Origin of the sequence: Actinomycetospora sp. CA-084318 (assembly GCF_050955885.1) — a bacterium.
Classification (GTDB): Bacteria; Actinomycetota; Actinomycetes; order Mycobacteriales; family Pseudonocardiaceae; genus Actinomycetospora.
Map to the genome: position 1 here is coordinate 4,770,409 of NZ_CP192098.1, position 26,642 is coordinate 4,797,050.

Genomic DNA, 26,642 nt, shown 5'->3' on the forward strand with positions numbered 1-26,642 from the left:
GCTGTGGCAGGAAAGCGTCGTTGCTGTCATCAGACGACAGCAACGACGCTTTCCTGTCATCGGGGTGACCACTCCGGCGCGTCGGCGCCCAGCTCGTGCGCCGGCGCCGACCACTGGCCGCCGAACACCGGCGGCGGCAGCTCGACCGCTCCGAGCCGTTGGCGCACCGGCTCGACCGGAGGCGCCGCGGTGACCAGCTCCGGGTGCCGCCACAGCCACTCCGCCGTGCGCGCCAGGGCGAGCTCGCGGATCGACCCGCCGCGCGTCGACCGCTCCGCGAGCCCGAGCAGCGCGGACGCCGCGACGAGGTACCCGGCCGCGTGGTCGAGCGCCTGCGCGGGCAGCGCGCCGGGTCGCCCGTCGGTCCCGCACGCGACGGCGATCCCGCTCGCCGCCTGCACGATCGAGTCGAACCCGCGCCGCCCCGCCCACGGCCCGGTCCAGCCCCAGGCGTCGAGCTGCACGACGACGAGCCCCGGCCGCCGCGCGAGCAGGTCCTCCGCCCCGAGGCCGTGGCGGTCCAGCGCGCCGGGGCGGTAGCCGGTCACGACGACGTCCGCGGTGTCCGCCAGCTCGCGCAGCCGCGGGTCGGCCGCGTCGAGGACCGTCGTGCGCTTCCCGAGCCCGGTGTCGACGTGCTGCGCCGGCAGCTCCGGCATCGACGGCGGGTCGACCCGCAGCACGTCGGCGCCGAACCGGGCCAGGGTCCGGGTCGCGACGGGACCGGCGATGACGCGGGTCAGGTCCAGCACCCGGGCCGTCCTGACGTCCGGGATGGTCGCCCCGACGCGGCGCACGCCGATGAGCGGCTCGGACGCGACGGCCCGGCCCTGCTCGGTCGCCGCCCACGTCGACCGGTCCCGGACGGCCACCGCGATGCCGCCCGTCCCGACGACGCGCTCCTCCACCTCGAGCGCCGGACGCGCGGCGATCGCCGCCCCCACCTCCTCGTCGGGAACGCCCAACGCCTCGAGGAGCCGGGCGCGGTGGTGGGGGTAGTTCGCGTGGGTGCGGACCCAGCCGTCGGCCGCCGGCCAGAACCCGGAGAGCGGCGCGAAGCCGCCCGGCGTGGTGCCGTCGATGCGCAGCAGCTGGTCGGCGCGGAAGGAGCTGCCGACGCGGGCGAGGTCGATCTCCGGCGTGCGGTGTCCGGCGGCACCGGCGGCAGTGGCGACGGCGCCGAGGGCGAGCGCCTCGACGGGAAGCGGGCAGGCGAGGCCGGTGGAGTCGCCGGTCCAGCGCGGTTCCGGGGCGGGGAGGTCGGTGTCGAGATGGCGCCAGAGGTCGTGCAGGGCCGCGTCCCACATGACGGCGACGATGTGGCTTTCCTGGCACTGGATGCAAGCAGTGACGCTTTGCTTGCACGAGGATGGGCGCCCATGAGTGACCTGGAGCGCCGGCTCGTCGAGGTCGTCGGCGCCGCGCACGTCCGCGCCGGGGCCGAGGCCCCCGACGACGCCCACGACGAGTCGCTCGCGGTGCCGCACGGGACGCCGGCGTTCGTCGTGCGCCCGGGCAGCACCGACGAGGTCGTCGGGATCGTGGCCGCGTGCCGGACGAGCGGGACGCCGATCGTGGCACGCGGGTCGGGCACCGGGCTCTCCGGCGGGGCGAACGCGCCCGACGGGGCCGTGGTGGTCTGCCTGGACCGGCTCGACGACGTGGCGATCGACGACGTCGACCACGTCGCGGTCGTCGGCCCCGGGGTGACCCTCGCGCAGCTCGACGCCGCCGCCCGCGAGCACGGCCTGACCTACCCGGTGCGGCCCGGCGAGCAGAGCGCGTCGCTGGGCGGGACGGTCGCGACGAACGCCGGCGGGATGCACGCGGTGCGCTACGGCGTGACGCGCGCGCACGTCGTCGGGCTCGAGGCCGTCCTCGCCGACGGGACCGTGGTGCGGGCCGGCGGGCGGCTGGCGAAGGTGTCGTCGGGCTACGACGTCGTGCAGCTGCTGACCGGCTCCGAGGGCACGTTGGCGCTGGTCACCGAGGTGACCGTCCGGCTGCAGCCGCACCTGCCGGTGCGCCGCACCGTGCTCGCGCCGTTCCCCGACCTCCCGACGACGACCGCCGCGGTGGCCCGCGTCGTCGGCTCGGGCCTCGCGCCGGCGCTGTGCGAGTACCTCGACGACCCGACGATGGACGCGATCTGCGCCGCCGCCGACCTGTCGCTGGGCATCCCCGACGAGGTCCGCGCGGCCGCCGACGCCTACCTCGTCGTCGAGCTGGTGGGGCGCCGCGAGGACCGGGTCGACGAGGACCTCGCCGAGCTCGGCGAGCTGCTCACGTCCCTCGGCGCGCCCGACGTCTACGCCCTCCCCGAGGGCTCGGCCCGCCGGCTCGTGGAGGCCCGCGAGCAGACGTTCTGGACGATCAAGGCGCGCGGCGCGGACGAGATCGTCGACGTCGTGGTGCCGCGCTCGGCGATGGCGGAGTTCATCGGCCGCTCGCGGGAGATCGGGGCGGCGCACGGGTCGCGGGTGCTCGGCTGCGGGCACGCGGGCGACGGGAACGTGCACTTCGCGGTGTTCCAGCCGGACGCCGACGCGCTGGAGAAGACGCTGCACGAGATCCTCGCGGTGGGCGTGGCGCTGGGCGGGGCGGTCTCCGGCGAGCACGGCGTGGGGCGCGCCAAGGCCGCCGCGCTGGCGGAGCTCGGCGACCCCGGAGCGCTGGCCGTGATGGCCCGGGTCCGGACCGCGCTCGACCCGGACGGGCTGCTCAACCCGGGGTGCGGCGTCCCCCCGTCATGACAGGAAAGCGTCGTTGCTGTCGTCCGGTGACAGCAACGACGCTTTCCTGCCACCGGGAGGGGGCGGCTCAGCGCTGCGCGAGCCAGGGGCCGAGGTGCTCGAGGACCTGCGCGTCGGGGGCGTCGATCAGGTCGAGCATGCGGCGGACCCGCTCGGCGGCGTCGCGGGTCAGCCGGAAGTCCCCGTCGCGCGTCATCGGGTCCTCGGGCCCGAACCGGCGCGCGGCGGCGACGATGTGCGGCACCTGCTCACGGAGGTCGTCGGCGTCGTCAGCGGCCAGCGCGGGGTCGACGCCCCCGGCCCGCAGCAGGCCCTCGACGTCGGCGAGCTGCGCGGCGAGCCAGCCCCACGGGTCGGCGGTCAGCGCGTCGGACCACACCCGGTCCGAGGGCTCCACGCCGTCGAACGTCGGGTGGTGGTGCGCCGCCGAGAAGGAGCCCGCCGGACGGTCCAGCCGGTCGAACAGGTCGGCCCGCCACACCGCCTCGTCGACGACCAGCCGCTGCGCGGCCGACTCGGTCCCCCGGTGCTCCTGCGGCTCGAGCAGCCGCAGCTCCACGCGGGTCCCGTGCTCCATCGTCGCGTCCGGCCCGATCTCGAACCACCGCCGGACGACGACGGCGAGGCGGGTGAAGCTGTAGACGATCTGCACGGCGGCTCCTGGGGGTCAGGGGGTCTTGAGGGCGGGCCGGTCCGGGTGGTCGGCGAGCACGACGAACGGCACCAGGTCCTGCGGCGCCACCTCCTCGTCGTAGCGGTCGTACGCGGGCAGCGTCCAGGCCTCGTCGTCGGGCGTGCGCCGCGCGAGGGCGGCGGCCGACATCGCCACGTGCACCTCGAGCTCCGCGGGCAGACCGCGCCCGAGCAGCAGCGGCCCGTCGACGATGACGACGCCGCCCGGCCCCAGCGGCACCCGCTCGGCGCGCACGGCGCGGTCGGTCGTCACGTCCCACAGCCGGGGCAGGACCGGCTTCCCGACGGCGGCCGGCGCCAGTACCTCGCGCACGAGGGCCCCGGCGTCGAGCCAGTCGTCGTAGAACGCGTCCGGGTCGGTGCGGCCCCGCTCCAGCCGCACCGACGCCGGCCGGAGGAAGTCCCACGCCGACACCCGCAGGACCGGCCGCGACAACCGCTGCAGCCGGTCGACCAGCCCGTCGGCCCAGCGGTCCGGCCGCGCCGCGGCAGCACCGTCGAGCAGCACCCGCACGGCTCCCGGGGTCGAGCTCCGCTGCGCTCCGTCTCCCGAGGCGTCGTCGGGAACGGGCAGTGCGTGCACCGCCTCGGCGAGCCGGTCGAGCAGGGCGTCCGGAGTGAGCGGGGCGATCGACATCGAGCCCAGGATGCCCGAGGCGCCGTCAGGCCTGCGCCCGCTCCCCGTCGACCACCGGCACGGCGGACCCGTCCTCGGAGTGCTCGTCGTACTCGTCCGGCGGCCGCGGGTGCATCGTCGCGAGCGCGATCAGCGACACCACCGCACACCCGATGATGTAGATCGAGATCCAGAACGTGCTGCCCGTCGAGGCCAGCACGGCCGTCGCGATCAGCGGCGCCGGGCCGCCGGCGGTGATCGACGCGAGCTGGTAGCCCAGCCCGGCGCCGGTGTAGCGGATGCCGGTCCCGAACGACTCGGAGATCAGCGCCGCCTGCGGGCCGTACATCATGTCGTGGAAGACCAGGCCGAGGATCATCCCGAGGATCACGAGGCCGCCGACGCGGGTGTCGAGCAGCCAGAAGTACGGGAACGCGTAGAGCCCGGTGAGCACCACGCCCGCGCCGTAGACCAGACGGCGTCCGAGCTGGTCGGAGAGCCACCCGAAGAACGGCACGGACACGATGCCGATCAGCGCGGCGACGATGAGGTAGAGCAGCAGGTCGGCGCGCTGCAGCTTCAGCTGCTGCGTGCCGTAGACCAGCACGAACGAGGTGAACAGGTAGAACGGAGCCTGCTCGGCGGTGCGCACGAACAGCGCCTTGAGCACGTCGCGCCACTGGTGCTTGAAGGTGTCGACCAGCGGCAGCTTCGCGACGGTCCCGCTCGACCGGACGGCGGCGAACGCGGGCGACTCCAGCACCGTCAGGCGCACGACCAGCCCGATCGCGATGAGCACGACCGAGGCGATGAACGGCCAGCGCCACCCGCCGTCGAGGAAGCCGGGTCCGGCGAACGCCCAGACGACGAAGGTGCCGACGGCCAGCCCGATCGGCACGCCCGCCTGCGGCCAGGCCGCCATGAGGCCGCGCTGACGACGATGCCCCCACTCCATCGCCATGAGCACCGAGCCGCCCCACTCCCCGCCGACGCCGATGCCCTGCAGCACGCGCAGGATCGTCAGCAGGACCGGGGCCCAGACCCCGATCGTGTCGTAGGTCGGCAGCAGACCGATGAGCACGGTCGCGCCACCCATGATCAGCAGGGTGGCGACGAGCGAGTACTTCCGGCCGATCCGGTCGCCGTAGTGACCGAAGATCGCCGCGCCGAGGGGCCGCGCGGCGAAGCCGACGAACTGCGTGGAGAACGCGAGCAGCACGCCGCCGGACTCGGAGTTGTTGAAGAACAACGGGCCGAACACGAGGGCGGCGGCGGTGTTGTAGAGGAAGAAGTCGTACCACTCGATGGTGGTGCCGACGGTGCTGGCGACGACGGCGCGGCGTTTGATGCGCCGTCGGGCGACGGGATCGTTCAGCTGGGCGGCTGCTGCATCGGCCATGGCGATGCATGGTGCGCGTCACACCCGTGCGAGGCAACGGGAACTTCACACAGCGGAAGGATCAGATCACGGAGAAGCGATCCGTCAGCTTCTCGCCGTCCGAACGGCTGATGACGCAGGAGACCAGACGGCCGCCGGACGAGCCGGACGCCGGGCCGTTCGGGGCGTCGAAGACGGACTGGGCCGGGACCACCGCGGCCACCTGCAGCGCCGACTTGTCCACGCCGCCCGCGGACGGCGCCACCTGCCCCGACGCCACCACCATCGCGCAGAACGCCCGCCCGTACTCCGCGAACGCCGCGGCCCCCGGGTAGTTCACCTCGCGGCTGGAGTTCAGCGGCGTGGCGCTGCCGACCACCTCGAGGTCGTGCGGGTCGCCGCACGGGGCGTTCGACGAGTCGGTGTAGCTCGCGCCGACGCCGAGACGTCCGGTGGCGCACTGCCCGTCGAAGAGCGTGAACGCGGCGAGGTCGCCGCCCGGCCCGAACGTGTAGACGTCGGGACGGGAGGAGAACGGCCGCCAGCCGCCCACCAGCGCGCCGGCCGCGAAGACCACGAGCACCAGCACGACCGCCGCCGCCCCCGTGCGGAGGCGGCGGTCGCGGAGGGCGGCGGGGAGTTCCAGGGCGCTCAGCTCTCCTGGTCCACGTGCAGCGCCTGCTGCTCGGCGCCCTCGGTGGGCCACTCGTTCTCCACCGCGGACACCTCCCCGACCCGGTCGTCGGCCGCCAGCCCGGTCTCCTCGGCCGCGTCCGCCGCCGAGGAGAGCCCGACCTGCACCTCGCCCGCGAGCTGCGCGTCGACGGCGCCGTCGGGGTCGAGCGGGTCGGCGACCGGGGCACCGCTGGTGCCGACGTCGCCCACGCCGTCGACGGCGTTCTGCGGGTCGTCCACGGACTCGTCGAGCTCCATCGCCGGGGTCGCCGCGATCGGACGGCCCGGGGGCTCCTCGAGCTCCTCGACGACGTCCGGCTCCTCCTGCGGGAGGCGGTAGGCGATCGAGTCGCGGTCCGGGTCGTTGTCGTCCCCGCCCAGCTTGACGTCGCGGCTGTAGTCCTCCGCGGTGTCCATGCCGTCCTCGAGCGGGTCGGTGCCGATGCGGTCCTCGTCGAGCACGACCGACGGCTCGTCGTCGAGGGGGCTCGTGTCGTTGTCCACGACGGCCTCGTACTGCTCGCTCACGCTGCTCGCTCCCGGGTCTTCTCGTGTGCATGGTGCACGGTCGGGGCTGCGTTCCCCGCACCGGGGCGAGGCATGCGTGCACTCAGCGGTGGTGCGGTCCGTGGCGGTGTGTCCGCGCCCGCTCCCGGGCCTGCTCCCGGGCCTCGGCGATCCGCTCGCGCACGACGGCCATGATCTCGCGTGCGTCCCTGACCTGCGGGGACACCGTCCGCGCCCGGCGCTGCGGGGTGCTGCGGGTGGTCCGCGCCGCCGGGCGCTCCCGGGTGGTGACGACGGGTGGGGCGACCTCGGTGGGCACGATCGGGGACCCGACGACCGGTGGGACGAGGGTGGCGGCGGCGCCCGCGGACGGGGCGAGGGCGGCCGGCGCGGGAGTGGGACCACCCGTCGTCAGGACGACGCCGGTGACGGTCGCCCCGACCGCGAGGAGGCCGGCCGCACCGCCCGCGACCAGCGTCGGGCGGGTGCGGCGCGCGTCGGGGTCGGTCGCGGCCCGACGCAGGACGACCGCCTGCGGGGCGGTCGAGGGCGCGGCGAACGGATCCGTCGGGAGGCTCATCGTTGGGCCTATCGGCCTAACCCCGCCGTCCGTTACCTCCTCGTGATGTGGCTTCGCCCCGTGAGTACTCATCCGTGTCAGAGCACGGATGAGTACTCACAGGGCCGTAGGCCACCTCTAGATCTTCCGCTCCTGCCCGCCCCACTCCTTGGCGCGCAGCTCGAACTTCTGGATCTTGCCGGTGGAGGTCTTCGGCAGTTCGTCGACCACCTCCACCTCGCGGGGTGCCTTGTACCGGGCGATCTGCGTCTTCACGTGCTCGACGACGTCGTCGGGCTCGACCGACTGCCCCTGCCGCAGCGTGATGAACGCCTTGGGCCGCTCGCCCCAGCGCTCGTCGGGGACCCCGACGACGGCCGCCTCGAGCACCGCCGGGTGCGAGAGCACCGCCTGCTCGACCTCGACGGTGGAGATGTTCTCGCCGCCGGAGATGATCACGTCCTTGGCGCGGTCGCGGAGCTCGACGTAGCCGTCGGGGTGCATCACGCCGAGGTCGCCGGAGTGGTACCAGCCGCCGGCGAACGCCTTCGCGGTCGCCTCGTCGTCGCGGTAGTAGCCGCTCATCACGTTGTTGCCGCGCATGACGATCTCGCCCATCGTCGTGCCGTCCGCGGGGACGTCGACGAGCTCCACCGACGCCCAGTCGGTCACCTCGTCGTCGAGGGTCTCGACCACACGCACCGGGTCGGCCTGCACCATCGCGACGCCCTGGCGGGCCTGCAGCCGCGCCCGCTCGGTCGGCTCCTGCGTCGCCCAGTCATCCTGCCACTGGCACACGGTGTACGGGCCGTAGACCTCGGTGAGCCCGTAGACGTGCACCACCCGGAACCCGAGGCGCTCCATCTCCAGGATCGTCGTCGGGCTCGGCGGCGCCCCGGCGGTCGTGACCACCAGCGGGTAGTCGAGCTGCTGCGCCTCGGCCGCGTTCATGATCGTCGTGACGACGGTCGGGGCGCCGTTGAGGTGGGTGACGCGGTGCTCGCCGATCAGCGACCAGATCGCGTCGCCGCGGACCTCGCGCAGGCAGACGTGGGTGCCGCCGATCGCGGTGATCGCCCACGGGGTGCACCAGCCGTTGCAGTGGAACATCGGCAGCGTCCACAGGTAGACGCTCGACGGGTCGTGGTAGCTGTGCACGATCTCGCCGAAGGAGTTCAGGTACGCGCCGCGGTGGTGGTACTGCACGCCCTTCGGGCGGCCGGTGGTGCCGGAGGTGTAGTTGATCGAGATCGTGGAGCGCTCGTCGTCGACGTCCCACGACAGGTCGTCGCCCTCGTCGCCGCGCGCGAGCAGTTCGGCGTATCCGTCAGCACCGGTCCCCGGGCCCTCGGGGTCGGTGTGGACGACGATCTCGCGGACCGTCTCCAGCGAGTCGCGGATCGGGTCGACCGCGGCCAGCAGTTCCGAGTCGACGATCAGCATCGTCGCGCCGGAGTGGTCGAGGATGTAGCGGACCTCCTCGGCGGACAGGCGCGTGTTCACCGCGACCAGGACCGCACCCGCCAGCGGCACCCCGAAGTGCGCGTGCAGCATCGCCGGGACGTTCGGCAGCAGGCACGCGACCCGGTCACCGGGCTGCACCCCCGAGGCCCGCAGCCCCCGCGCCAGGCGCTGGGCGTCGCGACCGAACTCGGCGTAGGTCCAGCGCGACGACCCGTGGACGATCGCCGTCCTGTCCGGATAGACCGCCGCCGAGCGGCGCAGGAACGACAGCGGGGTCAGCTCGGTGATCCAGGTCTCGGCAGTCACCGACGCATCATGCCCGCGTCCAGCGCCCGAGCACCATCAACGTCTTCGTGCCGGTGATCGTGCCCGCGCGGCGGAGCCGGTCGATCACGCGCTGCAGGTCGGCGAGGTCGCGCGCGCGGACCTGGACGAGCGCGTCGGGGTCGCCCGCGATCGTGTAGACGGCCTGGACCTCGGGCACGGTCGACGCGGTGGACACGATGTCGCCGACCGGGGTGCTGCCCGCGTAGCGCACCTCGGTGAAGGCCTCGACGCCCCACCCGAGCCGGGTCGGGTCGACCTGCACGGTGAACCCGGTGATCACTCCGATCTCACGGAGCCGGTCGACCCGCCGCTTGACCGCGGCCACCGACAGTCCGAGGCGCGGCGCCATGTCGGAGAAGGTCCGTCGTCCGTCCTCGCGCAGCAGGGCCAGCAGGCGGTGGTCGGTGTCGTCGACGTCGGCGGCGCCGCGGGGGTGCTCCACGCAACGAATCCTCGCCGAAGCCGCCGATCTGCGTCGAGCTTTGCGTGGAACGACGGTCCGACTTGTCCGTGGTGCGCGTGGTGGGTTCCATGGCCGTTCGACGTGCCGTCCCACCGGAGCCGGCCGTCCGCGTGCGGCCGCCGGCGGGTCACCCCCCGCCGGCCCCGTCGACCCCGACCTCCCACGCCCTCCGGAGCCCTGCGATGACCGCGCGCGTCACCGAGCCGACCAGCACGACGAGCAGCACGCCCACCCTGGACGCCCTCGCCGACGTGGAGCGCCGCGTGCTCTGGCTGGCCACGGCGATCGTCGACCACGCCAACCGGGTGCGGCCCAACCCGGGCGGGCTCAAGGTCGGCGGCCACCAGGCGTCGTCGGCGTCGATCGTCTCGATCATGACGTCGCTGTGGTTCGGCGCGCTGCGCGCCGAGGACCGCGTGTCGGTGAAACCGCACGCCAGTCCGGTGCTGCACGCGATCAACCACCTGCTCGGCCGCCTCAACACCCGGTTCCTGACGACGCTGCGGGAGCAGGGCGGGCTGCAGTCCTACCCGTCGCGGTCGAAGGACCCCGACCCCGTCGACTACTCCACCGGCTCGGTCGGCATCGGCGCCACCGCCCCGATCTGGGGCGCCATCGCGCGGCGCTACGCCGACGGGGTCGGCGGACGGGCCGGCACCGGCCGCCAGTTCTCCCTGGTCGGCGACGCCGAGCTCGACGAGGGCGCGGTCTGGGAGGCCGTCCTCGACCCCATGGTGCGCGAGCTCGGCGAGATCACCTGGATCGTCGACTTCAACCGCCAGTCGCTCGACCGCGTCGTCCCCGACATCTCCGCCACCCGCCTGCAGGGGCTCTTCGAGGCGGCCGGGTGGCAGGTCATCACGGTCAAGTACGGCCGCGTGCTGACCGAGCTGTTCGCGCGGGAGGGCGGCGACGCGCTGCGCCGCCGCATCGACACGATGACCAACCCGGAGTACCAGCGCCTGCTGCGGTGCACCCCGGCGGAGCTGCGCGAACGGCTCCCCCAGGGCCTTCCGGACGACGGCCCCCGGTTGGCCGCGCTGCTCGAGACGATCGACGACGACGGCGTCCACGCGGCGATCCGCAACCTCGGCGGCCACGACCTCGGCGCCCTGCTCGACGCCTACGCGCGCATCGACGACACCCGCCCCACGGTGATCTTCGCCTACACCGTGAAGGGCTACGGCCTCGCGACGCAGGGCCACCCGCAGAACCACTCCTCGCTGCTGTCCGAGCCGCAGATGCGCGAGCTCGCCGCCCGCGTCGGCGCCGATCTCGACGAGCCGTGGGCGCCACTGCCCCGCGGCGGGGCGGCCGCCGAGCTCTGCGCCACCGTCGCGGCCCGACTCGAGCGACCGGTCGTCGGGACGGCGCCGGCGGTGACCGTCCCGACCGACCTGGGACGGCCGCCGTCGGGCACGGGCAACACGCAGCAGGCGCTCGGGCGGGCGCTGCTCGACCTCACCCGCTCCGCGCCGGAGGCGGCCCGCCGGGTCGTGACCTGCTCGCCGGACGTGGCGAGCTCCACGAACCTGGGCGGCTGGCTGAACAAGGTCGGCTCGTGGGCGGTCTCGGAGCGGCGCGACTGGTTCGCCGACGACGCCGAGACGATCCTGCACTGGCGCGAGCGCCCGACCGGTCAGCACGTCGAGCTGGGGATCGCCGAGACGAACCTCGTGGGACTGCTCGGCGAGCTGGGGGCGACCTGGTCGCGGTGGGGTGAGCCGCTGCTGCCGATCGGGGTGCTTTACGACCCGTTCGTCTCGCGCGCGCTGGAGCCGTGGTCGTTCGGGATGTACGCGGGCGGGCAGTCGATCCTCGTCGGGACCCCGTCCGGGGTGTCGCTGGCGCCGGAGGGCGGCGCCCACCAGTCGATCACCACGCCCTCGATCGGCCTGGAGCAGCCCGGCTGCGTCGCCTTCGAGCCGGCGTTCGCGCTCGAGGTGACGTGGTGCCTGCTCGACGGCCTCGGTCGCCTGGGCCGGCCGGACGGGTCGTCGTCGTACCTGCGGCTGTCGACCGCGCCGGTCGACCAGTCCCTGGCCGCCGTGCCGGAGGACCCGGCGGCGCGGGAGGAGCGGCGTCGTCAGGTCGTCGCGGGCGGGTACGTGCTGCGGCGTTCCGCGGAGGCGCCGCGCGTGACGATCGCGGCGATGGGGCCGACGGTGCCGAACGCGCTGGCCGCGGCGGACCGGCTGGGCGCGATGGGCGTCCCGGCCGACGTCGTCGTCGTGACCAGCGCCGACCGCTTGTTCCGGGCGCTGCGGGCCCGGCGCGCCGACACCGGCGACCCGACGTGGATCCTCGACGCCTGCTTCCCCGTCGACCGCGCGGCGCCGCTGGTCACCGTGCTCGACGGGCACCCGCACACCCTCGCGTTCCTCGCGGGCGTGCACGGCGTGCGGGCGGAACACCTCGGCGTCAGTGGGTTCGGGCAGTCCTCCGACCTGGCGTCCGCGCACGCGCTGCACGACATCGACGCGGACGCGATCGTGCGGTGCGCTGCGCGCCTGTGAGCAGTTGTGACGGGTATGACCGTCAGAAGTACTCACGGGCGGCCCGCCGCACCCGCTCCAGGACGGCCTCCTCCGGCTCGCCGGCCTGGACGCGCCCGACGAGTTCGGCCACGAGCACGCGGACGATCCCGGCGAGGCGGGAGGCCTCCAGACGGGCGTCCAGCCCGTCGTCGTCGGGATCGGCGGCCCGCGCCTCGGCCACGAGCACCGCGGCGAGGGCCTCCTCCTGCTCGGCGAGCATCGACCGGCCCCGAGCCTGCAGCGCCGGGCTCGCCGCGATCGCCCGGGTGAAGTCGGCACTGCCGAAACCCAGCGGCGGCCAGCGGGCGTCGAGCCCCTCCAGGTAGGCCGCGCACACCGCGGCGGCCGGCGTCGTTTCCGCCGGACGACGGGTGACCACCTCCGCGAGCAGGGCGACGATCTCCGGCGCCCGGTCGAAGAACAGGTCCTCCTTGAGCGGGAAGTAGTTCGTCACCGTCATCTTCGCGACCTCGGCCTGCTCCGCGATCTGCGCGATCGTCGTCGCCTCGAAGCCCTGATCGATGAACAGCCGGGTGGCGACCGCCGAGATGTGCGCACGCGTCGCCTGCTTCTTGCGCTCCCGCAGCCCCTGGGTCACGCCGCGAGCCTAACCGACTTGACCGAAGATTAGGTCGAGCATAAGTTCAGGTCCGTGCCAACCACAGCGCCTCCGCGCTCCGGCTCCACCCTCCTGCCCCTGGTCGTCGACGTCGCCCTGCCCCTCGCCGCGACGGTCGTCGTCTCCCATCTCGGCGGCGGCACCGTCGCCGCCCTCACCGCCGGCGCGGTGATCCCGGTCGTCCGCACCGTCGGCTCCCTGCTCGGCGGCCACCGCCTCAACCGGCTCGCGGCGCTGATGCTCGCGACCGCCGTCGTCGGCATCCTCGCCGGGCTCGTCGTCGGCGACCCGCGCCTCATCGTCGCGAAGGACGCGCTGGTCAGCGCCACGATCGCGGTCGCGATGCTGCTCTCGTGCCGGACCGGGACGCCGATCATGTCGGCCGGTCTGATCCCGTTCGTCACGCGCGGCGACGCCACGAAGGTCGCCGCCTGGCACCGGCTCGCGGCCGGGTCCGCGCCCTTCCGGCGCCTCGAACGCCGCTACACCGCCGTGTGGGGCGCGGTGCTCGGCCTCGACTGCGTGGGCCGCGCGGTCGGCGCCTACGTCGTCCCGGAGTCCTGGCTGCCCTGGCTCGGCGGCGTCGTCACGGTGGCCGCGATCGTCGTCGCCGCCGTGGTCAGCGGGGCCGTGTCCGTAGAGGGGCTCACTGCCCTCGTCGAGAAGGAGATCGCGTCATGACCACCCACCACGAGGTCCTCGTCGTCGGCGGCGGTCCGGTCGGGCTGCTCACGGCCGCCGAGCTCGCCCTGGCCGGTGTCGACGTCGCCGTCCTCGAACGGCACAGCGAACCGGACCGCACGATCAAGGCCGGCTCCGTCGTCGCCTCCGCGGTGCACGCGCTGGACCGCCGCGGCCTCCTCGAGCGCGGGCTGGAGGTCCAGCAGCGGTTCATGGCCGGCTTCGTGCGCCCGACCACGGGACCCGGGCCGCGATTCGCGGGGCACCTCGCCGGGATGCCGCTGCGGCTCGACCTCATGGACCTCCCCGACGCCGGGCACGGCCCGGTCCCGACGCTCCTCGCGATCCCCCAGCACGAGCTCGAGGCGATCCTGCTCGACCATGCGGCCGGCCTCGGCGTGCCGGTCCACCGCGGGGTCACGACGACGGGTGTGGTCGGGTCGGGCCCAAAGGTCACCGTGGCGACCGACCACGGGGAGTGGACGGCCTCCTGGGTGGTGGGCGCGGACGGCGGGCGCAGCGTCGTCCGGCGCGCGGTGGGCGTCGGGTTCCCGGGGACGGACCCCGAGATCACCGGACGGCAGGCGCTGGTCGATCTCGCCGACACCGACGGCCTGGAACACGGCTGGCAGCACGGCCCGCACGGCGTGTGGTGCGTCGGTCCGCAGCCCGGGCGCATCCTCACCGTCGAGTTCGACGGCCCGCCCGCCGACCGCGACGCGCCCGTGACCGCGGAGGAGCTGGAGAAGTCCCTGCGCCACGTGTCGGGCACGCAGGCGCGGGTCACGGCGGTCCACAGCGCGACCCGCTGGACCGACAACAGCCGTCAGGTCGACGCCTACCGGCACGGCCGGGTGCTGCTCGCCGGCGACGCCGCCCACGTGCACCCGCCGTTCGGTGGCCAGGGACTCGGGCTCGGCCTGTCCGACGCGATGAACCTGGGCTGGAAGCTCGCCGCGGTGGTGCACGGGTGGGAACCGGAGTCGCTGCTCGACACGTACGACACGGAGCGCCGCCCGGCCGCGGCCGCCGTGCTGGAACTGACCCGGGCCCAGGTCGCCCTGATGCGGCCGGACCCGAAGACGATCGCGCTGCGTCGGTTCGTCGGCGACGCACTGGCCACCCGTCCCGGGGCGACCGCCGCCGCCCGACTGCTCGCCGGCCCCGAGGTGCACGCCCCGATCGCGCAGCCGGGCGACGACCCGCTCGTCGGGCGCCTCGCCCCCGAGGTCGTGCTCGACGACGGGCGCCGGCTCGCCGAGGTCGCGCGGGACGGCCGGTGGACGCGCGTGGTGACCGGCGACGGCCCGACGTCGGACGACCGCACCACCGTCGTCCGCGGCCCGCGGGCGATGCTGGTCCGCCCGGACGGGGTGGTCGCGGGGTGCGCTTCGCGCTCGTGAGCAGAAAGTGGGGTGATAGGCCCCCTTAGTGCTCACCTGCGCGCAGCGCATAGTCCGGGGGCTCGCCGGTGCCGGGCGCCGTCGGGAGTCCGGCCTCCTGCCAGGCGCGGAACCCCCCGACGACGTCGGTGGCCCGGTGGATGCCGAGGTCCTGCAGGGCCGCGGCGGCCAGCGAGGACGTGTAGCCCTCGGAACACAGCACCACCCACGGCACGTCGTGGTCGGTCGCCTCCGGGATGCGGGCGTCCGACGTGGGGTCGAGGCGCCACTCCAGGTGGTTGCGCTCGATGACGACGGCGCCGGGCACCTCGCCCTCGGCGACCCGCTGCCAGCCGGGCCGGATGTCGACGAGCCGGCCGCCCCGCTCGAGCACGCGGGCCGCGTCGGTCGGCTCGAGCCGCGTCAGGCGGGCGCGGGCGGCGGCGAGGAGGTCGGCGATCGTGGTCACTCCGGCGATGCTCCCGGTTCCACGAGCTCCGAGCGCGTCCGGGTCAGGGTCCCGCGCTCGACCGCGTAGTACGACATCGCCGAGAGCGGCGGTGAGTAGGCGTGGACGCTGACGGCGGCCTCGGTGCGGCGGTTCGAGACGTCGTGGACGTGCCCGAGCGGGAAGGCGGCGCCCGCACCCGCCGTCAGGACCCGGCGTCGCAGGCCGGGCCCGCGGGACGCGATCTCCTCGGGGGTGGCCAGGTGGTCGTCGGCCTGCCCGGCGCTCCAGCGCCACTCGGTCAGCTCGCCGCTGACGATGGTGAGGGCGCCGATCGACCCGCCGTGGTCGTGCAGCTCGGCGGCCTGCTCGGTGGCCCAGCTGATCAACCAGACGTCGAGGTGCGGGTCGGCGTGCAGGCGGCGCGACCAGCGGTGGGTCGTGTCGATCTCGACGGCGTGGTGCCCGGCGACGACCTCGGCGGCGACCTGTCGGGTCAGCGCGGTGAGGTCGCCGAGGCTCACCGGGGTGGGCCCGTCGTGCCAGCGGCGACGGTCGCCGTGCAGCGTGCGGGGCAGGAAGGAGGGGGCAGGCAGGACTGCGGTCATGACGACGCCTCGCGGGGTGCGCGGCCGGGGCTCGACCGCGGGGAGCGCTCCCCCGGGCACACGGCCGCGCGGGGAACGGAGGGCGTTCGTCAGCGACAGAACTGGTCGAACATGTGCGCGCGACGGCTGACCCAGAACGGGTCGATGCGGACGCGGAGCTGCACGTGATGTTCTTACCACCTTCTCCGACGGGCACGCTGTCGGACCCCCCACCTAGCCTGGACTCCGTGCCGGACTCCGAGAGACCCAGCGGCGGGACCACCGGGTGGGTGGCCCGTCTCGCCCGTGACTGCTGGCGCCACCGCGGGCTGACCGTCGCGTCGGTCGGTGCCTCCGTCCTCGGGGTGAGCCTCGAGTCGGTCGGCCCGCTGCTCACCGCCGTGGCCGTCGACCGGGCCGTCAAGGGGTCCACCGAGGGTCTGGGTCTCGTCGTCGGGGCCTTCGTGGGCCTCGCCGTCATCAAGTTCGGCATGGCCTTCCTGCGGCGCTACCTCGGCGGGCGGCTCTCGCTGTCGGTCCAGCACGACCTGCGGCGGCGGGTGTTCGGGTCGATCTCCCGTCTCGACGGGCCGCGCCAGGACGCGCTGCGCACCGGGCAGGTCGTCTCGCGCGCGAACTCCGACCTGCAGCAGGTCCAGGGCCTGCTCGGGATGGTGCCGTACTCGGTGGGCACGCTCGCGCAGGTCGTCGTGTCCGTGGTGATCATGCTGTTCCTGTCGCCGCTGCTCACCGTCGTCGCGCTGGTCACGCTGCCGGTCGCGCTGGCCTTCACCACGGTCATGCGCCGCAAGCTCTACCCCGCCACGTGGGCGGCCCAGCAACGGGCGGCCGAGGTGGCCCAGGGCGTCGAGGAGACGGTCACCGGGGTCCGCGTGGTCAAGGGCTTCGGACAGGAGGAGCGGGAGACCGGGCGGTTGGCCCGGCTCGCCGGCGAGCTGTACGGCGACCGGCTGCGCGCCGCGCGCCTCACCGCGCGCCTCACGCCGACGCTCGCCGCCCTCCCCACGGTCGGCCAGCTCGTGGTGTTCGCCCTCGGCGGCGGGCTCGCCCTCTCCGGCCAGATCACCGTCGGTGTGTTCCTCGCCTTCACCACCTACATCGCCGCCCTGATCGGGCCCGCCCGGATGGTCGCGGGCCTCGTCGTCGTCGGGCAGCTCGCCCGGTCCGGCGTCGAGCGGGTGTACGAGCTGATCGACTCCCAGCCGGACATCGTCGCCGACGCCGAGGCGCCGCACCGCGTCCCGGTCCCCGCGGGCCCGGTCCCGGTGGAGCTCGACGACGTCCGCTTCGGCTACGCCCGCTCCGAGCCGGTGCTCGACGGGCTGTCCCTGCGCGTCGAGCCCGGCGAGACGCTGGCGGTAATCGGCACGGCGGGCTCGGGCAAGTCGACGATCGCCCTGCTCATCCCGCGCTTCTACGACGTGCAGCAGGGCGCGGTCCGGGTCGGCGACACCGACGTGCGCGACCTCTCGCTCACCTCGCTGCGCCGCACCGTCGGCGTGGTCTTCGAGGAGGCCTTCCTCTTCTCCGACACGGTGCGGGCGAACATCGCCTACGGCTGCCCCGACGCGACCGACGAGCAGGTGCGCGCCGCCGCCCGGGCCGCGCAGGCCGACGGCTTCGTCTCCGAGCTGCCCGAGGGCTACGACACGCGGGTCGGCGAGCGCGGGCTGACGCTCTCCGGCGGCCAGCGCCAGCGCATCGCCCTCGCGCGGGCGCTGCTCTACGACCCGCGGGTCCTCGTGCTCGACGACGCCACCAGCGCCGTCGACGCGGCCACCGAGGCCGCGATCGGCGAGACGCTGCGCGCGGTCACCGCGCAGCGCACCACCCTCGTCATCGCCCACCGCCGCTCCACCCTCGCGCTCGCCGACCGGATCGCGGTCCTCGACGCGGGCCGGGTCGTCGACGTCGGCACGGCCGCCGAGCTCACCGAACGGTGCGCCCTGTTCACCGCCCTGCTCGCCGGTCCCGGCGAGCGCATCGACGAGGCCGTGCGCCGCCCGGAGCCCGACCTGCCCGGCCCCGACGGCGTCACCCCCGAACTCTGGCCCGCCGGGCCCCGGACCGACGGGGCGGACGCTCCCCCGGGCGACCGGGGCGACCGCGGCGACCGTGCCGTCGGCGGCGACCGGGGCGACCGCGCCGTGAGCGCCGGCCTCGACGGGAGCGTCGCGTCCGCGGAGATGGAGTCCGCGCTCGCGAAGCTCCCGCCCGCCGACGAGCGGCCCGATCTGCACGGCGAGGACCCGACGGCGCCCGACCCCGGGTTCCGCCTCGGCCGGTTGCTGCGGCCCGTGCGGTGGGCGCTCGCCGTGGTCATCGCCCTCGTCGCACTGGACGCCCTCGCCACGCTCGCCTTCCCCACCCTCGCCCGCGTCGCCGTCGACGGCGGCATCAACGGCCGGTCGCCCTCGGTGCTCGCGCTCGCGGTCGGCATCGGGCTCGCGGTGGTCCTCGTGGACTGGGTGGTCGTCTGGTTCCAGACGGTGCTCACCGCGCGGGTGGGCGAGAGCCGGCTCTACCTGCTGCGGGTGCGCAGCTTCGCCCACCTGCAGCGGCTCGGCCTCGACTTCTACGAGCGCGAGCTGGGCGGCCGGATCATGACGCGGATGACGACGGACGTCGACGCCCTGTCGTCTTTCCTGCAGACCGGGCTGGCCCAGGCCGTCGTGGCGTTGCTGACGGTCCTCGGCGTCGCCACCGCGCTGCTGCTCACCGACGTCGAGCTCGCGCTCGTCGCGCTGTCGGTCATGCCGGTCCTGATCGTGGCGACGCTCGTGTTCCGCAAGCTCTCCTCGGTCGCCTACGCCGAGGCCCGCGAGCGGGTCAGCGTGGTCAACGCGGACCTGCAGGAGAACGTGGCGGGCCTGCGGGTCGCCCAGGCGCACACCCACGAGGAGCGCTCGGCGGCCCACTTCGCCGACCACTCGGACGCCTACCGCCGCGCGCGGCTGCGGGCGCAGCGCCTGATCGCGACCTACTTCCCCGGCGCGAACCTGCTCTCCGACCTGGCGCAGGCCGCGGTGCTCGGCGTCGGGGCGGCCCGGGTGGCCGGCGGCGACCTGTCGTCGGGCGTGCTCGTGGCGTTCCTGCTCTACCTGGCCATGTTCTTCGGGCCGGTGCAACAGCTCTCGCAGGTCTTCGACGGCTACCAGCAGGCCCGGGTGGGTCTCACCCGCATCTCCGAACTGCTTCGCACGCCGACCACCGTGCCCGCGGCCGCGCACCCGGTGCCCGTGAGCACGCTGCGCGGCGAGGTCGAGCTGCGCGACGTCGGGTTCTCCTACGCCGGCTCCGACGGTGCGCCCGCGCTCTCCGACGTGTCGCTGCACGTGCCCGCGGGCCGCACCGTGGCCCTGGTCGGGGCGACGGGCGCCGGCAAGTCGACGGTGGTGAAGCTCGTCGCCCGGTTCTACGACGCGACCCGCGGCAGCGTGCTCGTCGACGGCGTCGACGTCCGCGACTACGACCTCGCCGGGCTGCGCCGCCGGCTGGGCGTCGTGCCGCAGGAGGCGCACCTGTTCGTCGGCGACGTGGCGTCGAACATCGCCTACGGGCGCCCCGACGCCACGCCCGCCCAGATCGAGGAGGCGGCCCGCCGGGTCGGCGCGCTCGACGTCGTCCGCTCGCTGCCCGCCGGCTTCCGCCAGCCTGTCGGCGAGCGCGGCGGCGGGCTCTCCGCCGGGCAGCGCCAGCTCGTGGCCCTCGCCCGCGCCGAGCTGGTCGACCCGGCCCTGCTGCTGCTCGACGAGGCCACCGCAGCCCTCGACCCGGCCACCGAGTCGGCCGTGCTCGCCGCGGGCGACCGCGTGGCGGCGCGCCGCACCACCTTCGTCGTCGCGCACCGCCTGGCCACCGCGGCGCGGGCCGACCACATCGTGGTGCTGCACGACGGGCGGATCGTCGAGGAGGGCAGCCACGACGAGCTGCTCGCCGCCGACGGGCGCTACGCCCTGCTCTGGCGCACCGGCGCCGCGACCGCCGACGACGCGGAGGAACTGGTCGAACAGCAGAGCGGGGCGGCCGTCGGCATGGCCTGACGGGGAACGGGGCCGCGGCGCCCCCTCGACGCCACGGCCCCGTCACAGGGCCTCCGCAGACACCCCCCGTACCGGTTCACACACGCTCCGCATGCACCACGAGGTTGTCGGTGTAGCTGCGCGCCCCCCGGTCGAACGCGCCGGCGCACGTCACGAGCCGCAGGACGTCGTCGGCCGTCGCGCCGAACACCGCGAAGGTGGGGAACCGGTCCTTCGGCACCTGCTCGATCCTGCTCACCGCGTAGCGCGCTCCCGACCCGTCCGAGCGGCCGACCTCGACGACGTCGCCGGGACGCAGGTCGCGCAGCCGGTAGAAGACGGCGGGGCCGGTCCGGGAGTCGACGTGGCCGAGCAGCACGGTCGGCCCGCGCCCCTCCCGGGCCGGTCCCCCGGCGAACCAGCCGACGCGGTCGAAGTCGGTCGGCACCTCCGCGGTGCCGTCCGCCGCGAGACCCAGCCGCTGCACGTCGTCGCGGTCCACCCCGATCGCGGGCACCCGCACCGACACCGGAACCGGCCCGGTGACCGGCCCCACGACCGGCCCGACGGCGGGTGCGGCACCACCCGCCGTCGGGACCGGGGCGGCGCAGCCCGCGAGGAGCAGGCCCAGGAGCAGCAGGAGCGTCGCCCGCGCACCGGTCACCGGCTTCAGGCCCGCGACCGCCGGTACGCCACCGCGCCCGCAGCGCCCGCCGCGGCGAGGGCCGCCGCACCGAGGGCGATCGGGGCGGCGGAGTCGGTCGCGCCGCCGGCGCCGGTCTCCACGCCGCCCATCGGGACGGGCGTCAGCTGCCCGCGGACGGTGCCCGCGGTGAAGTCCGCGGTGTGCGTGTCGCCGAAGAACGCGGCCGGGTTCGCCTCGATCTGCTTGAGCGAGAAGCCGGTGCCGCTGTCCTGCCCGTTCGCCTGGACGCCGGTGGTGAAGGGGCCCTGCAGGCAGCCGGAACTGGTCCGGGTGGCGCCCTCGCCCTGCGGGTTCGGGAACGCGATGCGCGGCGGGCCCGAGGCGCCGGCGGCGGCCTCGTGGATGTGCGTGGCCGTCCGGGCCGGGCTCTGGTACTCGCCGGTGACGCCCTCGAGGCGCAGGTCGTAGCAGATGATCTCCTCGTCGGAGTTGATCCGGTAGTCGAAGCTCCCGGTGGCGCCCGGCTGGCCGGGAGCGGGCTGGCCGTTCTGCCCGATCACCATGTCGGGCGTCGCCATGACCGTGAACATGCTGGTGAAGCGGGCGGGCTCGTCGACCTGCCCGTCCTGCGCGAGGGCGGCCCCGCCGGAGAGCGCGAGCGCGCCGACGGTGAGGGCGGACAGGGCGGCGAGCCTGACGGGGGTACGGCGCACGGGGATCCTCCTGGGCGTTTCGTCCGGTTGCTCCCGTCCCTACGCAGCGCCCGCCGACCGCGTTGACCGCCCCGGCGACTTTCTCCGGCGCCGGCTCAACGCGGCGGGCTGCGGCGCCGTATCCACCGGCGACGAGCACCGGCGGAGGGACACCATGACGGCGACGGCCCGCTCGACCGCGCCCCGGGCTTCCCCCCGGCCACACGCCCGCGCAGGCACGATGACCGCGCACCGGGACGGGACACGGGAGGACCGCGTGGGCGAGACCGACGGCGAGGTCCTCGCCGCGCTCGACCTGCGGCGCGACGCCGACCTGGAGATCGCCTACCAGCGGCACGCCGGCGAGCTGCACCGCTTCGCGACCCGTCACCTCCGGGACGCGGCGGCGGCCGCCGACGTGGTGCAGGAGGTGTTCGTCCGTGCGTGGCGTCATGCGGCGCGCTACGACGGGGCGGTGGCGAGCCTGCGGGTGTGGCTGTTCACGATCGCCCGCAACCTGGTGGTCGACCAGGTCCGGCGGGACCGGGCGCGCCCGGGGCGGCCGACCGACCCCGGCGTGCTCGGCGAGGTCGCCGAGCGGGCCTCGCGGGGGTCGGCCCGCTCGTTCAGCGACGACCTGGTGACGGCGTGGTTCGTCGAGGAGGCCCTGGGCCGGATCAGCGTCGAGCAGCGCGTGGCGATCGTCGAGACCGCGCTGCGGGGGCGCCCGTACGCGGAGGTGGCCGTCGAGCTCGACGTCCCGGTGGGGACACTGCGCAGTCGCGTGTTCCACGGCCTGCGGAACCTGCGCGCGATCATGGACGACACGGGAGTGCCGCTGTGAACCCCTCGCCCGACGATTGGGAGCACCGGGAGCTGCGCGAACGGCTCGGGGCCTACGTCCTCGGTGGCCTCGACGCCACGGAACACCGGGCCGTCGACGCGCACCTGACCGACTGCCCGTCCTGCCGTGCCGAGCGGGACGCGATCGCCCCGCTCGCCGCGCCGCTGCGCGCGATCGACCCGGACCGACTCGACGACGCGGTTCCGGCCGGGCCCGGTCCGGCCGGCCTCGACGCGGTCCGGCGTCGGGTCCACGCGGAGGACACGCAGGACACGGCGGACCTGGCGGACGCGGCGGACCTGGCGGGCACGGCGCGTCCGCAGGACGCGGCCGTGACCCCTCTCGCGCGGCGCCGGCCCCGCGTGCGACTGCTGCTCGCGGCGGGCGCGGTCGTGGTGGCCCTGGCGGGCGGCGCCGTCGGGTACGGGCTCGGCGTGCGCGGCGCCGAGGGGCCGCAGGAACCGGTGGCCGTGCAGGCCCTCGTCCCCGGTGTCGAGGCCGACGCCGCGACCATCGCGCACACCTGGGGCGTGGAGGTGGTGCTGACCGCCCGCGGGTTCGAGCCGGGGCGGACCTACCTCGTCGCCGTCACCGACCGGGACGGGCGCTCGGTCGGGGCGGGCGCCTTCGTCGGGACGGGTGGGAACGAGATGGTGTGCCGGTTGAACTCCCCGGTCCTGCCCCGGGAGGCCACCGGTTTCGTGGTGACGACGACCCAGGGCGACGAGGTGGTGCGGTCCCGGTTCGTGTGACCCCTTCGTGAACCGGTGCAGTGGGCGACATGGGCCCCACCCGCGCGCGCGCCGGGGGCTAACCTGGTGTCCGTTTCCACTCCCGCGTGTGATTGAGGCGATCTCCAGCCGTGTCGACGAGCAGCCCGGCAGCCCAGTTCGGCCCCAACGAGTGGCTGGTCGACGAGATGTACCAGCGGTACCTCGCCGACCCGGACTCCGTCGACGCCGCCTGGCACGAGTTCTTCGCCGACTACGCCCCCGACGACGGGTCCTCCGTCGCCGGGGCGAGCTCGGCGTCCTCCACCGGCGCGTCCGCGGACACCTCCGCGTCGGGCTCGGCCGACTCCGGCGCGAGCCGCGGGGAGCAGAACGGCTCGAGCGGGTCGGGCACCGGTGGCGCGGCCAAGGCCTCCTCGAACGGCTCCGCCGCGTCGTCGGGATCGGCCGGGTCGTCCGGGTCGTCGAACGGCAGCGCGCCCGCCCGGTCCGATTCCGCGACCGCGCAGAAGGCGGCCGAGAAGCCCGCTCCGAAGGAGCAGCAGCAGAACGGGTCGAAGAGCGAGAGCAAGCCGGCCGCCGGGTCCACCACGCCGGCCAAGGCCGCCGACGGCGGGTCGTCGGACGAGAGCGTGACGCCCCTGCGCGGCGCGGCGAACGCGATCGCGAAGAACATGCAGGCCTCGCTCGAGCTGCCGACGGCGACGAGCGTGCGCGCGGTGCCGGCGAAGCTGCTCGCCGACAACCGCATCGTCATCAACAACCACCTCAAGCGGACCCGCGGCGGGAAGGTCTCCTTCACCCACCTGCTGGGCTACGCGATGGTCCGGGCGCTCGCGCAGTTCCCGAACATGAACCGCCACTACGGCACCGACGCGAAGGGCAAGCCCGCCGTCGTCGACCCGGGGCACGTGAACCTCGGCCTGGCGATGGACCTGCCGGGCAAGGACGGCTCGCGCTCGCTGGTGGTCGTGGCCCTCAAGGGCTGCGAGAACATGAACTTCGCGCAGTTCTGGGCCGCCTACGAGGAGATGGTCCGCAAGGCGCGCTCGGGCAAGCTCGGCACCGAGGACTTCTCCGGGGTGACGATCAGCCTCACCAACCCGGGCACGATCGGCACCAACCACTCGGTGCCGCGCCTGACCGTCGGCCAGGGCACCATCGTCGGCGTCGGGGCCATGGAGTACCCGGCCGAGTTCCAGGGCGCCAGCGACGAGCGCCTGGCCAACATGGGCATCAGCAAGATCATCACGCTGACGTCGACCTACGACCACCGGATCATCCAGGGCGCCGAGTCCGGCGACTTCCTGCGCCGCATCCACCACCTGGTCCTCGGCGAGGACGGGTTCTACGACGACATCTTCGCGTCGCTGCGGATCCCCTACGAGCCGATCCGGTGGGTGCAGGACCTGCCGGAGTCGAACATCGACCGCTCCGCGCGGGTCCTCGAGCTGATCGACGCGTACCGCAACCGCGGCCACCTGATGGCCGACACCGACCCGCTGGACCACCCGCAGCGCAAGCACCCCGACCTGGACATCCAGAGCCACGGACTGACGCTGTGGGACCTCGACCGCGAGTTCCCGGTCGACGGCTTCGCGGGCCGCTCGTGCATGAAGCTGCGGGACATCCTCGGGGTGCTGCGCGACTCGTACTGCCGCACGATCGGCGTCGAGTACATGCACATCCTCGACCCCGAGAAGCGCGCCTGGCTGCAGGAGCGCATCGAGGTCCCGCACGAGAAGGTCTCGGCGGCCGAGCAGAAGTACATCCTGTCGAAGCTGAACGCCGCGGAGGCGTTCGAGGCCTTCCTGCAGACCAAGTACGTCGGCCAGAAGCGCTTCTCGCTCGAGGGCGCGGAGACCGTCATCCCGCTGCTCGACGCGGTGCTCGACGAGGCCGCGGCGCACGAGATGGACGAGGTCGTCATCGGCATGCCGCACCGCGGCCGGCTGAACGTGCTCGCGAACATCGTCGGGAAGCCGGTCTCGCAGATCTTCCGCGAGTTCGAGGGCAACCTCGACCCGGGCCAGGCCCACGGCTCCGGCGACGTGAAGTACCACCTCGGTGCCGAGGGCAAGTTCTTCCGGATGTTCGGCGACGGCGAGACCACGGTCTCCCTGACCAGCAACCCCTCGCACCTCGAGGCCGTCGACCCCGTGCTCGAGGGCATCGTCCGCGCGAAGCAGGACATGCTCGACAAGGGCCCCGAGGGCTTCACCGTCATGCCCGTCGCCATGCACGGCGACGCCGCGTTCGCGGGCCAGGGCGTGGTGGCCGAGACGCTGAACCTGGCGCTGCTGCGCGGCTACCGCACCGGCGGCACGGTGCACGTCGTCGTGAACAACCAGGTCGGCTTCACCACCGCCCCGGAGCACACCCGCTCGACGCACTACTGCACCGACGTCGCCAAGATGATCGACGCGCCGGTCTTCCACGTGAACGGCGACGACCCCGAGGCGTGCGTCTGGGTGGCGCGCCTGGCGGTCGAGTTCCGCGAGCGCTGGAACTCCGACGTCGTGATCGACATGGTCTGCTACCGCCGCCGCGGTCACAACGAGGGCGACGACCCCTCGATGACCCAGCCGGAGATGTACGACGTCATCGACGCCAAGCGCTCGGTGCGCAAGACCTACACCGAGTCGCTGATCGGTCGCGGTGACATCTCCCTCGACGAGGCCGAGCACGCGCTGCGCGACTACGGCAGCCAGCTCGAGCACGTCTTCAACGAGGTCCGGGAGCTCGAGAAGGCGGAGATCGAGCCGAGCCCCTCGGTCGAGTGGGAGCAGGCGGTCCCGAACTCGCTGCAGACCAAGGTGCCGCTCGAGGTCATCCAGCGGATCGCGAAGGCGTTCGCGGAGCCCCCGGAGGGCTTCAGCGTCCACCCGCGCGTCAAGCCGGTGCTGGAGCGCCGCGGGAAGGCGTCGTCCACCGAGACCGCCGAGGGCATCGACTGGGCCTGGGCCGAGCTGCTCGCCTTCGGGTCGCTGCTGATCGACGGCAAGCTCGTCCGGCTCTCCGGGCAGGACTCGCGCCGCGGCACGTTCACCCAGCGGCACTCGGTGCTGATCGACCGGAAGACCGGCGAGGAGTACGTCCCGCTGCGGCACCTGACCGCCGACCAGGGCAAGTTCATGCCCTACGACTCGGCGCTCTCGGAGTTCGCCGCGGTCGGCTTCGAGTACGGCTACTCCGTGGTCAACCACGACGCCCTGGTCTGCTGGGAGGCGCAGTTCGGCGACTTCGTCAACGGCGCCCAGTCGATCATCGACGAGTTCATCTCGTCCGGTGAGGCGAAGTGGGGCCAGACCTCCGACGTCGTGCTGCTCCTGCCGCACGGCCACGAGGGCCAGGGCCCGGACCACACCTCGGGGCGCATCGAGCGGTTCCTGCAGCTGTGCGCGGAGGGCTCGATGACGGTGGCGCTGCCGTCGTCGCCGTCGAACTACTTCCACCTGCTGCGCCGCCACGCCACCGACGGCGTGCGCCGTCCGCTGGTCGTGTTCACGCCGAAGTCGATGCTGCGCAACAAGGCCGCGGTGAGCCCGGTCGAGGACTTCACCTCGGGCAGCTACCACCCGGTGCTCGACGACCCGACGTTCTCCTCGAACGACAAGGCCGCCGGGGCGTCGAAGGTCCTGATGTGCGCGGGCAAGATCTACTACGAGCTCGTCGCGGCGCGGGAGAAGGCCGGGCGGAACGACGACATCGCGATCGTCCGGCTCGAGCAGCTCTACCCGATCGCCTCCGACGAGATCGCGTCGATCATCGGCCGCTACTCCGGCGCGCAGGACATCGCGTGGGTCCAGGAGGAGCCGGCCAACCAGGGTGCGTGGCCGTTCCTCGGCCTCATGCTCCCGGAGAAGGTCGAGCGGCTGCGCGGGCTGCGCCGCATCTCCCGCCGTCGCATGGCCGCACCCGCGGCCGGCGTCGCGAAGGTGCACGAGGTGGAGCAGAAGGCGCTGATCGCCGAGGCGATCGAGGGGAAATAGCGGTC

Annotated in this window: 22 protein-coding genes; 8 read left to right on the forward strand and 14 right to left on the reverse strand. The window is 74.2% G+C overall.

The window, feature by feature from the left end:
- Positions 1-56 precede the first annotated feature (56 nt).
- Positions 57-1,307 (reverse strand): CoA transferase, encoded by a 1,251-nt coding sequence (locus ACQPYX_RS23240; protein ID WP_433799635.1) that lies wholly within the window; start codon positions 1,305-1,307, stop codon positions 57-59.
- A 72-nt stretch (positions 1,308-1,379) separates the two neighbouring features.
- Here ACQPYX_RS23240 and ACQPYX_RS23245 point away from each other — a divergent pair, with 72 nt between their 5' ends.
- The gene (locus tag ACQPYX_RS23245; RefSeq protein ID WP_433799636.1) at positions 1,380-2,753 is read left to right on the forward strand and encodes an FAD-binding oxidoreductase; all 1,374 of its coding nucleotides are present in this window, start codon (positions 1,380-1,382) and stop codon (positions 2,751-2,753) included.
- 67 nt (positions 2,754-2,820) lie between these two features.
- Here ACQPYX_RS23245 and ACQPYX_RS23250 read toward each other — a convergent pair whose 3' ends face one another.
- The 8 genes from ACQPYX_RS23250 to ACQPYX_RS23285 form a co-directional block, all read right to left on the reverse strand.
- The gene (locus ACQPYX_RS23250; protein WP_433799637.1) at positions 2,821-3,405 is read right to left on the reverse strand and encodes a hypothetical protein; all 585 of its coding nucleotides are present in this window, start codon (positions 3,403-3,405) and stop codon (positions 2,821-2,823) included.
- 15 nt (positions 3,406-3,420) lie between these two features.
- Positions 3,421-4,083, reverse strand: coding sequence for a uridine kinase (locus ACQPYX_RS23255; protein ID WP_433799638.1), 663 nt, complete (start codon positions 4,081-4,083; stop codon positions 3,421-3,423).
- Between the two features lie 25 nt (positions 4,084-4,108).
- Positions 4,109-5,461, reverse strand: coding sequence for an MFS transporter (locus tag ACQPYX_RS23260; RefSeq protein ID WP_433799639.1), 1,353 nt, complete (start codon positions 5,459-5,461; stop codon positions 4,109-4,111).
- Between the two features lie 61 nt (positions 5,462-5,522).
- Positions 5,523-6,023, reverse strand: a complete 501-nt coding sequence (locus ACQPYX_RS23265) for a hypothetical protein (protein WP_433799640.1) — start codon at positions 6,021-6,023, stop codon at positions 5,523-5,525.
- A 68-nt stretch (positions 6,024-6,091) separates the two neighbouring features.
- The gene (locus ACQPYX_RS23270) at positions 6,092-6,643 is read right to left on the reverse strand and encodes a hypothetical protein (protein WP_433799641.1); all 552 of its coding nucleotides are present in this window, start codon (positions 6,641-6,643) and stop codon (positions 6,092-6,094) included.
- 82 nt (positions 6,644-6,725) lie between these two features.
- The gene (locus ACQPYX_RS23275; protein WP_433799642.1) at positions 6,726-7,202 is read right to left on the reverse strand and encodes a hypothetical protein; all 477 of its coding nucleotides are present in this window, start codon (positions 7,200-7,202) and stop codon (positions 6,726-6,728) included.
- Positions 7,203-7,319: 117 nt separating this feature from the next.
- Entirely contained in the window at positions 7,320-8,951 is a 1,632-nt protein-coding gene (locus ACQPYX_RS23280; RefSeq protein WP_433799643.1) for an acyl--CoA ligase family protein, read from the reverse strand.
- Positions 8,952-8,958: 7 nt separating this feature from the next.
- Entirely contained in the window at positions 8,959-9,414 is a 456-nt protein-coding gene (locus ACQPYX_RS23285; protein WP_433799644.1) for an Lrp/AsnC family transcriptional regulator, read from the reverse strand.
- 203 nt (positions 9,415-9,617) lie between these two features.
- Here ACQPYX_RS23285 and ACQPYX_RS23290 point away from each other — a divergent pair, with 203 nt between their 5' ends.
- Positions 9,618-11,951: a transketolase-like TK C-terminal-containing protein gene (locus ACQPYX_RS23290; RefSeq protein WP_433799645.1), complete on the forward strand. Its 2,334-nt coding sequence runs from the start codon at positions 9,618-9,620 to the stop codon at positions 11,949-11,951.
- 22 nt (positions 11,952-11,973) lie between these two features.
- Here ACQPYX_RS23290 and ACQPYX_RS23295 read toward each other — a convergent pair whose 3' ends face one another.
- Complete coding sequence (locus ACQPYX_RS23295) at positions 11,974-12,570, reverse strand: TetR/AcrR family transcriptional regulator (protein ID WP_433799646.1); 597 nt, start codon at positions 12,568-12,570, stop codon at positions 11,974-11,976.
- Positions 12,571-12,624: 54 nt separating this feature from the next.
- Between ACQPYX_RS23295 and ACQPYX_RS23300 the strand changes: the two genes are divergently transcribed.
- Both ACQPYX_RS23300 and ACQPYX_RS23305 read left to right on the forward strand, forming a co-directional pair.
- Positions 12,625-13,272, forward strand: coding sequence for a VC0807 family protein (locus ACQPYX_RS23300; protein ID WP_433799647.1), 648 nt, complete (start codon positions 12,625-12,627; stop codon positions 13,270-13,272).
- A complete protein-coding gene (locus ACQPYX_RS23305) occupies positions 13,269-14,675 on the forward strand; it encodes an FAD-dependent oxidoreductase (RefSeq protein ID WP_433799648.1) in 1,407 nt (468 codons plus the stop codon). The genes ACQPYX_RS23300 and ACQPYX_RS23305 overlap by 4 nt, the downstream gene beginning before the upstream one ends.
- Before the next feature lie 25 nt (positions 14,676-14,700).
- Here ACQPYX_RS23305 and ACQPYX_RS23310 read toward each other — a convergent pair whose 3' ends face one another.
- Both ACQPYX_RS23310 and ACQPYX_RS23315 read right to left on the reverse strand, forming a co-directional pair.
- Positions 14,701-15,123: a rhodanese-like domain-containing protein gene (locus tag ACQPYX_RS23310; RefSeq protein ID WP_433799649.1), complete on the reverse strand. Its 423-nt coding sequence runs from the start codon at positions 15,121-15,123 to the stop codon at positions 14,701-14,703.
- Positions 15,120-15,710 (reverse strand): cysteine dioxygenase, encoded by a 591-nt coding sequence (locus ACQPYX_RS23315; protein ID WP_433799650.1) that lies wholly within the window; start codon positions 15,708-15,710, stop codon positions 15,120-15,122. Before ACQPYX_RS23315 ends, ACQPYX_RS23310 begins: the two co-directional genes overlap by 4 nt.
- 218 nt (positions 15,711-15,928) lie before the next feature.
- Between ACQPYX_RS23315 and ACQPYX_RS23320 the strand changes: the two genes are divergently transcribed.
- Positions 15,929-19,753, forward strand: coding sequence for an ABC transporter ATP-binding protein (locus tag ACQPYX_RS23320; RefSeq protein WP_433803792.1), 3,825 nt, complete (start codon positions 15,929-15,931; stop codon positions 19,751-19,753).
- 76 nt (positions 19,754-19,829) lie between these two features.
- Here ACQPYX_RS23320 and ACQPYX_RS23325 read toward each other — a convergent pair whose 3' ends face one another.
- Positions 19,830-20,396, reverse strand: a complete 567-nt coding sequence (locus tag ACQPYX_RS23325; protein ID WP_433799651.1) for a sortase domain-containing protein — start codon at positions 20,394-20,396, stop codon at positions 19,830-19,832.
- 5 nt (positions 20,397-20,401) lie between these two features.
- Positions 20,402-21,091, reverse strand: a complete 690-nt coding sequence (locus ACQPYX_RS23330; protein WP_230755385.1) for a CHRD domain-containing protein — start codon at positions 21,089-21,091, stop codon at positions 20,402-20,404.
- Positions 21,092-21,347: 256 nt separating this feature from the next.
- On the opposite strand from ACQPYX_RS23330, the gene ACQPYX_RS23335 reads away from it, so the two are divergent.
- The 3 genes from ACQPYX_RS23335 to ACQPYX_RS23345 all read left to right on the forward strand — a co-directional run bounded on the left by ACQPYX_RS23335 (position 21,348) and on the right by ACQPYX_RS23345 (position 26,637).
- Positions 21,348-21,914, forward strand: a complete 567-nt coding sequence (locus ACQPYX_RS23335; RefSeq protein ID WP_433799652.1) for an RNA polymerase sigma factor — start codon at positions 21,348-21,350, stop codon at positions 21,912-21,914.
- Entirely contained in the window at positions 21,911-22,666 is a 756-nt protein-coding gene (locus ACQPYX_RS23340) for a zf-HC2 domain-containing protein (RefSeq protein WP_433799653.1), read from the forward strand. The genes ACQPYX_RS23335 and ACQPYX_RS23340 overlap by 4 nt, the downstream gene beginning before the upstream one ends.
- 110 nt (positions 22,667-22,776) lie before the next feature.
- Complete coding sequence (locus ACQPYX_RS23345; RefSeq protein WP_230755380.1) at positions 22,777-26,637, forward strand: multifunctional oxoglutarate decarboxylase/oxoglutarate dehydrogenase thiamine pyrophosphate-binding subunit/dihydrolipoyllysine-residue succinyltransferase subunit; 3,861 nt, start codon at positions 22,777-22,779, stop codon at positions 26,635-26,637.
- Positions 26,638-26,642 lie beyond the last annotated feature (5 nt).

Excerpts from the sequence above, each read along its gene's own strand:
- ACQPYX_RS23305 (WP_433799648.1), top strand. The coding sequence starts at position 13,269 with ATGACCACCCACCACGAGGTCCTCGTCGTCGGCGGCGGTCCGGTCGGG.
- ACQPYX_RS23315 (WP_433799650.1), bottom strand. The coding sequence starts at position 15,710 with ATGACCGCAGTCCTGCCTGCCCCCTCCTTCCTGCCCCGCACGCTGCAC.
- ACQPYX_RS23260 (WP_433799639.1), bottom strand. The coding sequence starts at position 5,461 with ATGGCCGATGCAGCAGCCGCCCAGCTGAACGATCCCGTCGCCCGACGG.
- ACQPYX_RS23240 (WP_433799635.1), bottom strand. The coding sequence starts at position 1,307 with ATGTGGGACGCGGCCCTGCACGACCTCTGGCGCCATCTCGACACCGAC.
- ACQPYX_RS23290 (WP_433799645.1), top strand. The coding sequence starts at position 9,618 with ATGACCGCGCGCGTCACCGAGCCGACCAGCACGACGAGCAGCACGCCC.
- ACQPYX_RS23275 (WP_433799642.1), bottom strand. The coding sequence starts at position 7,202 with ATGAGCCTCCCGACGGATCCGTTCGCCGCGCCCTCGACCGCCCCGCAG.
- ACQPYX_RS23245 (WP_433799636.1), top strand. The coding sequence starts at position 1,380 with ATGAGTGACCTGGAGCGCCGGCTCGTCGAGGTCGTCGGCGCCGCGCAC.
- ACQPYX_RS23255 (WP_433799638.1), bottom strand. The coding sequence starts at position 4,083 with ATGTCGATCGCCCCGCTCACTCCGGACGCCCTGCTCGACCGGCTCGCC.